Here is a 9,034-nt window from a genome sequence, read left to right on the forward strand (position 1 = left end):
CACACCTTCAAGTCCATAACAGTCAAGATATTTTTCCCAAACATCATGCGGTGTCGGAGCAAACATAGAATTCAGCCGCCGATACCGCAAGACAACTGACCCTGATGGGTCGATAACAAAGCAAGTTTGAAAGTACAGCTCTGGAAAGTTGGGGTCAAGCTCGTAGGCGTTACCTGCAAGAAAAATACTCTGTTTTTGTGCAATTTTACTGAGTGCTTCATATTCAGGACCCGCCATTTCTAGACAAGCTTTTTCCCCCCAGACAGCCAGTGACTCTCCCATTGGAAAGCCTGTGAGGAAGTATTCCGGTAGAACAATTAAACGACAGTCGAAGCCGATGAAAGCGATGCTGGCAGCAATTTGTCGTGCCAAACGGTTGATAGTGTCTTGCATCAAAGAACGGGCTTCCTGACGGTCGGTTGCTTGGTTAACGGCGTGACACGTTACCTGGAGTGCTAAGGCTCGAAATGAGTCAATGGTTTCTGGATTGGCTGTCATACCCTGCTTTGTCTAAATTATCATTATGTTACTCTGTGATGCGATCGCGAAGCGGGCGCTCTGCGCCATCGCCTTTCTAAGGCAGTGCGCTACTTTGGGCGATCGCCACCCCATAGCGCTCGCACCAGTTTGTCGGTCAATTCTGCCCCCAACAGCGGCACAGCGATTTTGTTATCCGGGTCGCGTTCGATGACCGTACGCAGTATAATTAAGTCACGCTCAGACAGAGCAGCACGCTCGTTTTCTGCCACCGATTCTGCTTTATCTATCCAGAGCAGCCAGCGATCCATCATCTCGTGAGCAGTTGTGCGAACAAGAGGACATACCTCGTCCGAAAATTTGCTCGTATAACATAGACTGGTAGGGGATTGAGCCTGACGCATATACACATTTTTGCTGATATGCGGCTCAAAGCGTGAATCTTCCAATAATGTCAAGTATGTTTGGTTTACAGGTTCGTAGTAGCGATCCAAATACTCTAGATCAGTGAACATATCGCTTCTAGGGATGTAATCCATGTAGAAGAACAGATGCGGTATTGTGGCAAACGCACAAGCGAGATGAGGAACACGGATATGCGGTCCCAACCAGATAATCAGGCGTATGTGACTAAAGCCCAATTTTGGGTTGCGGATCCACGAATGCACTAACCGATCTATTTCAGGACCAGAGAAGGTGTTGAGCGAGCCTTGGGCATCTCCTGTAATACTGGAGTAGGTCTGTAAATCCTTTGTAGATGGATCTGGATGTAACTCAAAACGAGCCTCTAGCTTCTGTCGAAGCTCGTTTGTAATACCCCACAATTGCTCAAATAAAGCTGTGTTGTCTAAATCCGGTTGCTGGTCAATCATTGTTTGCATCCCTGTACTTTGTATAGACTTAATTTAGACCAAAAACTTGAAGGAAGCGAACGTGTCACATTCTCCTGACAGCACAGAATTGAACACCGGTAAAGTCCTGCTTATAGGAGTCACTGGAGGTACAGGTGGAAATGTGGTCAAGGGATTTCTCGAACAAGGAGTGACCAACCTACGTGCCATAACTAGGAAAATAGACTTGAATCGTCCTTCCTTGGCAAAGATGAACGATGCAGGAGTCGAGCTTGTTGAGGCAAACTTAGACGATGAAGCTTCACTCGCAGCAGCCTTTGCAGGAATTGCGGCTGTTTACTGCCACGCCACCAGTGCGGACTCTGCCAAACCTGACCCCCAAGAGGTCGAGAGGGCAAAGCGAGTTGTACAAGTTGCAAAGAAAGCTGACATTAAGCACTTCGTTTATAACTCTGCAGGTGGAGCAGATAGAAATTCTGGAATCAGCCATATTGAGCAGAAGTACAAGGTGGAGCAGGTCCTAAAAAACGCAGGCTTACCGACAACAATGTTGCGGGCTTGCTTGTTTATGGAAGAATTTTGGAAGAAATACACCCGCCCGTCCATCCTCAAAGGAGTCTTCCCATTCTCTATTCAGCCAAATAAACCCATACATCTGATTACAACTAAAGACATGGGTCGCGTTGCTGCTTATGTTATAAAACATCCCTCCAACTACATCGGGCAAGAAATTGAGCTTGCTGGCGATGTGCTGACTCCAAAGCAGATGACGCAGGCGTTTTCCAACGCGCAAGGGATTCCAGTTGTCTACAAGGAGACACCCGCTTGGATCTTCTTACTCCTCCTGCGAAAGGAACTGTTCGATTTGATTCAGTGGTATCGCACTAAGGGTTATCAAGCCGATGTTCAGCGCTTGAGGGAAGAGGAGTTCCCCGGACTTTTGACTACATTTAGTGAATTTCTTGAAGAAACCAACTGGGCAAATCAGGAACTCACCTACGAAAGTCTTGGCTTCTAACCTCTCAACGGGTTACCAACCTGGTGAAGTACGTTTTTCACGGTATTAACTCTGAGAAAAAAGATAATGGTCTACCTCAATTGCTTAGGAAACGCTATAAGGTAAAAGTATTCACTAATATTTTTATGCGCAACCAAGGCTACGACGACAAAATTTTTAACCCATTCTCTGAATTATTAGATAAATTAAGCATTTTCACAAGCAGCTTGGGTGATGACTCCAAAGCCTCTCGTCGTAGGTTTGATGGTTGGTCTTTATCGGAGCGAAACCCTGAAATTATAAAAGCTTGGATGCCAATATGGGAATGGTTCTACCGCTACTATTTTCAGGTTGAAACTTCCGGGTGGCATCATATGCCATCGGCTGGAAAAGTGTTGATTGTCGGTTCCCATAATGGCGGGTTGGGTTCACCAGATACGTCAATGTTCATGTATGACTGGTTCCGCACCTTTGGCTATGAGCGATTAGCCTACGCCTTGATGCACCCGTCAGCCTGGGATACTCCTATCTTTGCTGTGCCAGGTGCTCCGGTGGGAGCTATTATAGCACATCCGAAAATGGCGAGTGCAGCTCTACGAAAAGATGCAGCACTACTGGTTTACCCAGGAGGTGCTCAGGATTTGTTTCGTCCCTACACTTGGCGAAACCGAATTCATTTAGCAAACAATAAGGCGTTCATCAAGCTGGCTTTGCGGGAAGAGGTGCCAATTGTACCCATCATTTCTCATGGTGCACACTCAACTTTGATTGTGCTAGCTGATTTCTACCAGCAGATGAAACAATTCCATGAATGGGGCTTTCCTTGGTTACTTGATGGAAACACGGGCGTATTCCCAGTTTACCTTGGGCTACCTTGGGGCTTGGGGATTGGACCTCTACCCAATATCCCGTTCCCCATGCAGATTCATACTCATGTCTGTGCACCAATTGTATTTGAGCGCTACGGTCGTGTTGCGTCTCGCGATCGCACCTACGTAGATGCTTGTTACGAGCAGGTTCGTGCGATGATGCAAGCTGAACTAGATGAGTTAGTACAAAAGTATGACTGTTCAGAGGGGTAACAAGAATATATACCAATCCTATTTTATTTGTGAAAATCGCGCATGATCAGATTCCTGACTTCTTTAAGAAGTCGGGAATCTTGTTGTTCACGAATGATTTGTTTAACTTAACGATGAAATCAACTTCACAACTCGTTCTTTAACTTCATCTCGAACACGGCGAAAGGTTTCTATATCTTGCCCTTCTGGATCATCAAGTTGCCAATCTTCAAACACATCTCTTATCACCCATTCTTCAGGTAAATTGACTCCACAACCACAAAGAGAAATCACAGCATCGTAATCTTCTGCTTTGAAATTATCTAAAGGTTTGGAGGTTTGATGACTAATATCAATGCCAATTTCTGACATCACTTGGACAGTTGTTGGATCTACATAACTTGATTCCAGTCCAGAACTGTTAACAGTAATTTTACCGTCTCCCAATGTGCGAGCAAATCCCTCTGCCATTTGAGAACGACGGGAATTTTTCTTACAAACAAACATCACTTTTTTCATGGCTTTTGTGGTTATTAGTTGTTGATAGATTAACGAGTGAAAACTTTTATGAGCTTCAATTAGCGTTAACCTCAAGAGCAGTATTCGCTACTCTGATGGTCTCTTTTGCTGCTTTTTCTTTACGTTCGCTGTGGCGGTCTGTCAGGTAATCCACCTTGTCACGCAACAGCAAGGTGAACTTATAGAGTTCTTCCATGACATCAACGACGCGATCGCGGTAAGGCGAATCCTTCATCGTTCCGTCTTCGTTAAACTCCTGGTAAGCTTTAGCGACACTAGACTGATTCGGAATCGTAAACATTCGCATCCAACGCCCTAAAATGCGCAGGGTGTTGACAGCGTTGAAAGACTGAGAACCCCCACTGACTTGCATGACTGCTAAGGTTCTGCCTTGAGTCGGTCTGACTGCTCCTAAACTTAGAGGAATCCAGTCAATTTGGTTTTTCATGATACCCGTGATATTACCATGCATCTCAGGAGAAGACCATACTTGACCCTCAGACCACAAGCTTAATTCCCGCAATTCCTGCACCTTGGGATGTGTATCAGGTACACTGTTGTGAATTGGTAATTCCCGTGGGTCAAAAAACCGGACTTCTGCACCAAATTCCTCGATAATTCGCGCAGCTTCTTCTGCTAGAAGGCGACTATAGGAACGCTCTCGCAAAGAGCCATATAAAAATAAGATTCTCGGTTTGTGATGAGTTGTCATAATTTCAGCCCAATATAACAGCCTCTCTTGGATTTCCTCGGTTATCTAATATCTTGAAAATCGTTAGAAAGTTGCTTATAAACGATTACAGCTAACTGCGCTCCCAAAATTGGTCCCACCCAATAAACCCAGTGGTATTGCCAAATTGCTCCTACTAACGCCGGACCAAAAGAACGTGCTGGATTCATACTTGCACCCGTAATTGGTCCCATAAACGCTGCTTCTACTCCAACAGTCAACCCTATAGCTAACCCTGCAAAGCCAATATGTGCGCGGCGATCCAATCCAGAACCAAAAATCACAAGCATCAAAATGAACGTGAGTACTGTTTCCAACACCAAAGATTGCAACCAATTTCCATTGAGTGGAAGAGTTACCCCCAAATTAGCAACTCTTCCCAAGCTCATAAGTAGTAAAGCAGAAGCTACTATTGCCCCCAAGGATTGTGCCAAAATATACGGTAACACTCGATGTTTGGGAAAAAAGCCACTTGTCCAAAACGCTAACGTCACTGCTGGGTTAAAGTGTGCGCCGCTTAGATGTCCCATAGCGTAAATCAAAGCGACGACGATCGCACCAAACACAAAGCTAATCCCCACATGAGTAATAGCACCTTTACTTATATCATTTACCATGACTGCGCCAGTACCTGCAAATACCAAAGTAAAGGTGCCGATTGCTTCTGCTAATGTCTGATATCTATGTACAGAGATTTGTTTGAAAAAAGATTTCATCAACCTAAAACTGCTTTTGTTTGCGTAAGACCTCTGCAAGCGTTATGTTAAGCTGAGCTTCTTTGCCAAACACAGTTCCTACCTTTCCAGTGTTTACCAGTGCAAGTGCCAACTTGACCAGTCTTGCGTTCATTGACCTCACTCCCTTGACGTATTAAGAGTATATATCCATCATTTCAAAAAAAGTTGATTTGTCAACCTATAGGGTGAGCCATGTTACAGAAATTAATCAAAAAAAGTTGATATTTCAGGATGGCTCTTGACACAAACGAGCAGGCAAAATTTGGTACAAGCGGCGAAACTCTGACAGGTACTGCTCTAAAGCAGCAAATTGAGCTATGTTGAGGCTATAGTAAATCCAGCGTCCTTCCTGACGAGAGCGAACCAAACCAGCTTCTCTGAGAGTTTTCAAGTGAAAAGACAGCTTTGACTGGCTGACTTCTAAAGCATCGCACAAGTCACACACACAAAGCTCTTTATTTCGCAGTAGTTCGATAACGCTAATTCTCAGTGGATCGGAAAGAGCATGGAAACCGAGAACAATTAAATCAGGAGTGGTTGTGGAGGGGGATTGCATTAATAAAAATTAAGGTGAAAGTGTTCACTCTCTATTGTGGAATAGAAAATTGAAGTTGCAAGTATTAACTCTGGGTAAAATGCAAAGCTTTATACCTAAAAATCGTGCTAATACCGTGATATACGCAAGTATTTATTTGATTTTTTAATTTTTGTTTTTGAATTTTGAATTGTTCATGCCATGCACCTGTTGTGCTAATCTAAACAAACAGTTATCAGTTATCAGTTATCAGTTATCAATTGTCCACTGTTCACTGTTCACTGTTCCCTGTTCCCTGTTCCCTGATTTATTCATGCAACCTTCTAGCCAAAAGCTGCGACAATTACTAGAGCGTCCGGAAATTCTCATCATTCCTGGCGTTTACGATTGTTTGGGAGCAAAACTGGCTGAACAATTAGGTTTTGAATTAGTGGCGACTAGTGGCTTTGGTATCGCCGCCTCTACACTTGGTGTACCAGACTATGGTTTAATGACTGCAACAGAAATACTTGCCAGCACAGGACGAATTGCTCAATCAGTGAGTATACCTTTAATCGCTGATATGGACACTGGCTATGGTAATGCATTAAACGTCATCCGAACTATAAAGGACGCCGTACAGCAAGGAATTGCGGGAGTTTTGCTAGAAGACCAAGAATGGCCAAAAAAATGCGGTCACTTTGAAGGAAAACGAGTCATTTCGATGGCTGAACACGTTGGCAAAATCCGCGCAGCTGTGCAAGCGCGTGGTGACAGTGGTTTGGTGATTATTGCTCGCACTGATGCTCGTGCTCCCTTGGGTTTGGAAGAAGCATTGAGTCGTGGTAGAGCTTATATTGATGCTGGGGCAGATATCTTGTTTGTTGAAGCGCCGCAATCTGTTGAGGAATTACAAAAAATAGCTTCTGCGTTTCCAGATGTTCCTCTGGTAGCCAATATTGTTGAAGGTGGCAAAACTCCTCAACTCTCGGCGTCACAGTTGCAGGAGTTAGGTTTTAAGATTGTGTTTTTCCCAGTTTCTGCTTTACTTGCAGCGACAAAGGTTATGACTGCTTGCTTGCGTCAATTGAAAGAACAGGGAACTACGGTTGATTTTCAGGAGTTGGTTGAGTTTAAGGAATTTCAAAATCTGATTGGTGTACCTGAATATCTGCAAATGGAGAAGCAGTTTACAAGTGTGAAAGATTCGACGAGTGTTTGATACTTGCTTCAAATTTAATAGGATCTACGCGGAAGAGATCCCCCAACCCCCTTAAAAAGGGGGCTTTTAAGATTCCCCCGTTTTTAAGGCTAGGGGGGATCGAGGTTTCGGGTTTTCAGTGCGTAATATCAAATCCGTTTGTATCAGAATTATTTCTCCTTCCTCTTTCTCTGAGCTCTCTGCGTCTCTGCGGTTTTTTAATCATTCAGAGAATCGAGCAAGTCGAACAGGTAATTGAGCGTCAACAAGAAATTTCACGAGGCAATTTTATAGATACTTTTTACTTGGCTAAGGCGAACAGCAAATTGCAGAGCAGCTAAAATGTCTTCCCGCTCTAAATCCTCATAATCTGCTAAAATTTCATCGATTGTCATGCCAGAGCTAAGTAATTCGAGAATCAATTCTACAGGATAACGAAGTCCCCTGATACAAGGCTTGCCGTGACACACATCAGGATTATAGGTAATGCGTTGTAAAAGGTTAGTGGTCATATTGTTTTTTCGTAAAGTATATAAGGTTGTATATGTCTAATTTTGCATTGAGTGTTGAACTGTTTATGATTATTTATTCTATTCTTTTTTGTGCTACTCTATAAATAATGGAAAAGGTGTGCGCAGATAGACCCCTCCTCACAATGATGCAATAGCTCGTAAAGGCAAGTGGTCGTAAAAAGTATTAAAATAAGGGGCTTGTGTCCTTGTTCCAGGGTAGGGATGCACCACAAAGAAAATTTTCTCTTTCCCTTACACCCTTACACCCCCATACCCCTACACCCTTTTGTTGGTCACAAATGCGAGACTCAGCAATCTGCCAATGTTTCCGTAATCACGGGCAATGCAATTGAAGCATCTTAATATATATATAGTTAGATAAAACACCCGCGCCTATCCATGAACGAACAGCGCCAGCAAGCCTATCTCAACCTGATTGAAAGACTGCTGAATTGCCCGAGTGAGGAAGAAGCAGAGATTTTAGAAGCGAACCAAGATTTACTTGATGCTGAATTCTTGGGGATGCTGGAAGCTGTGGCAGAAAATTTCTCACCGCAGGGAGATGAAAATACAGCGAGTTGGTTGAGAAATCTGGCAAATCAGTTGAGGGAAGCGTTGAATTTATCCTCACCAACTGCTGCGAACACTTCAGAAGAAGACTTACAAGCTTATTGGCAATTTTTGATGGAGGTACTGCAAGCAACCGCAGAAAGCCGAGGTGAGGCGCAGGTAGTTTACCCGTTGCTGGTAGAAAACACAAAATATCTTAATCTGAATTTAGCGGAAGTCTTGCGGCGTTGGGCGACAAATAAGCTGGCGGAAGTTGAGACGGATGAGGCACAATTCATCGCTGGAGTTATTGTTAATTTTAGTAATCTGATTCAGCAATTCCCCTTGGGTAACAAAGCTAGCAACATGGAAATTGCGATCGCTGGTTATGAAGTCGTGTCAACCGTGTTCACCCGCCAAAGCTTTCCCCAAGATTGGGCAATGACGCAAAATAATCTCGGGGCTGCTTACTCCAACAGAATACACGGGGAGAAAGCAGAGAATCTTGAGAGTGCGATCGCTTCTTACACTGCAGCATTGTCCGTTTATACCCGCCAAAGCTTTCCCCAAGATTGGGCAATGACGCAAAATAATCTCGGGAATGCTTACCGTAACAGAATACACGGGGAGAAAGCAGACAATCTTGAGAGTGCGATCGCTTCTTACTCTGCAGCATTGTCCGTAAGAACCCGCCAAAGCTTTCCCCAACAATGGGCAATGACGCAAAATAATCTCGGGCTTGCTTACTCTGACAGAATACACGGGGAGAAAGCAGAGAATCTTGAGAGTGCGATCGCTTCTTACACTGCAGCATTGTCCGTTTATACCCGCCAAAGCTTTCCCCAAGATTGGGCAATGACGCAAAATAATCTCGGGAATGCTTACC

At 44.1% G+C, this 9,034-nt stretch carries 12 protein-coding genes; 4 read left to right on the top strand and 8 right to left on the bottom strand.

The genetic code is table 11. The features are described from left to right. Together DP116_RS29570 and DP116_RS20965 are read right to left on the bottom strand one after the other, a co-directional pair. A partial coding sequence (locus DP116_RS29570) for a nitrilase-related carbon-nitrogen hydrolase (RefSeq protein WP_281357458.1) occupies positions 1 to 498 on the bottom strand: 498 nt, incomplete at its 3' end. 89 nt (positions 499 to 587) lie between these two features. Beyond that, positions 588 to 1,349, bottom strand: coding sequence for a red chlorophyll catabolite reductase (locus DP116_RS20965; RefSeq protein ID WP_169157015.1), 762 nt, complete (start codon positions 1,347 to 1,349; stop codon positions 588 to 590). 61 nt (positions 1,350 to 1,410) lie between these two features. Between DP116_RS20965 and DP116_RS20970 the strand changes: the two genes are divergently transcribed. Both DP116_RS20970 and DP116_RS20975 read left to right on the top strand, forming a co-directional pair. Continuing rightward, positions 1,411 to 2,346 carry an NmrA family NAD(P)-binding protein gene (locus DP116_RS20970; protein ID WP_169157016.1) on the top strand — a complete coding sequence of 312 codons (936 nt, stop codon included), beginning with the start codon at positions 1,411 to 1,413 and terminating at the stop codon, positions 2,344 to 2,346. A gap of 125 nt (positions 2,347 to 2,471) precedes the next feature. Then, positions 2,472 to 3,407, top strand: coding sequence for a lysophospholipid acyltransferase family protein (locus DP116_RS20975; protein ID WP_169157017.1), 936 nt, complete (start codon positions 2,472 to 2,474; stop codon positions 3,405 to 3,407). Between the two features lie 102 nt (positions 3,408 to 3,509). On the opposite strand, the gene arsC is transcribed toward DP116_RS20975, so the two are convergent. The 5 genes from arsC to DP116_RS20995 form a co-directional block, all read right to left on the bottom strand. Continuing rightward, a complete protein-coding gene (arsC, locus tag DP116_RS20980) occupies positions 3,510 to 3,905 on the bottom strand; it encodes an arsenate reductase, glutathione/glutaredoxin type (RefSeq protein WP_211173417.1) in 396 nt (131 codons plus the stop codon). Positions 3,906 to 3,960: 55 nt separating this feature from the next. After that, positions 3,961 to 4,617: an arsenical resistance protein ArsH gene (arsH, locus tag DP116_RS20985; RefSeq protein WP_169157018.1), complete on the bottom strand. Its 657-nt coding sequence runs from the start codon at positions 4,615 to 4,617 to the stop codon at positions 3,961 to 3,963. A 41-nt stretch (positions 4,618 to 4,658) separates the two neighbouring features. Continuing rightward, entirely contained in the window at positions 4,659 to 5,351 is a 693-nt protein-coding gene (locus DP116_RS20990; protein ID WP_169157019.1) for an MIP/aquaporin family protein, read from the bottom strand. 4 nt (positions 5,352 to 5,355) lie between these two features. Beyond that, entirely contained in the window at positions 5,356 to 5,484 is a 129-nt protein-coding gene (locus DP116_RS30010; RefSeq protein ID WP_281357459.1) for a hypothetical protein, read from the bottom strand. A gap of 114 nt (positions 5,485 to 5,598) precedes the next feature. Next, a complete protein-coding gene (locus DP116_RS20995; RefSeq protein ID WP_169157020.1) occupies positions 5,599 to 5,928 on the bottom strand; it encodes an ArsR/SmtB family transcription factor in 330 nt (109 codons plus the stop codon). A 292-nt stretch (positions 5,929 to 6,220) separates the two neighbouring features. On the opposite strand from DP116_RS20995, the gene DP116_RS21000 reads away from it, so the two are divergent. Further along, positions 6,221 to 7,108 (top strand): isocitrate lyase/PEP mutase family protein, encoded by an 888-nt coding sequence (locus DP116_RS21000; RefSeq protein ID WP_169157021.1) that lies wholly within the window; start codon positions 6,221 to 6,223, stop codon positions 7,106 to 7,108. A gap of 254 nt (positions 7,109 to 7,362) precedes the next feature. Here the strand turns inward: DP116_RS21000 and DP116_RS21005 are convergent, their stop codons facing one another. Continuing rightward, positions 7,363 to 7,599 (bottom strand): DUF433 domain-containing protein, encoded by a 237-nt coding sequence (locus DP116_RS21005; RefSeq protein WP_169157022.1) that lies wholly within the window; start codon positions 7,597 to 7,599, stop codon positions 7,363 to 7,365. 399 nt (positions 7,600 to 7,998) lie between these two features. Between DP116_RS21005 and DP116_RS21010 the strand changes: the two genes are divergently transcribed. Further along, a partial coding sequence (locus tag DP116_RS21010; RefSeq protein ID WP_246275729.1) for a tetratricopeptide repeat protein occupies positions 7,999 to 9,034 on the top strand: 1,036 nt, incomplete at its 3' end.

It is taken from the genome of Brasilonema bromeliae SPC951 (assembly GCF_012912135.1).
Taxonomy (GTDB): Bacteria; Cyanobacteriota; Cyanobacteriia; order Cyanobacteriales; family Nostocaceae; genus Brasilonema; species Brasilonema bromeliae.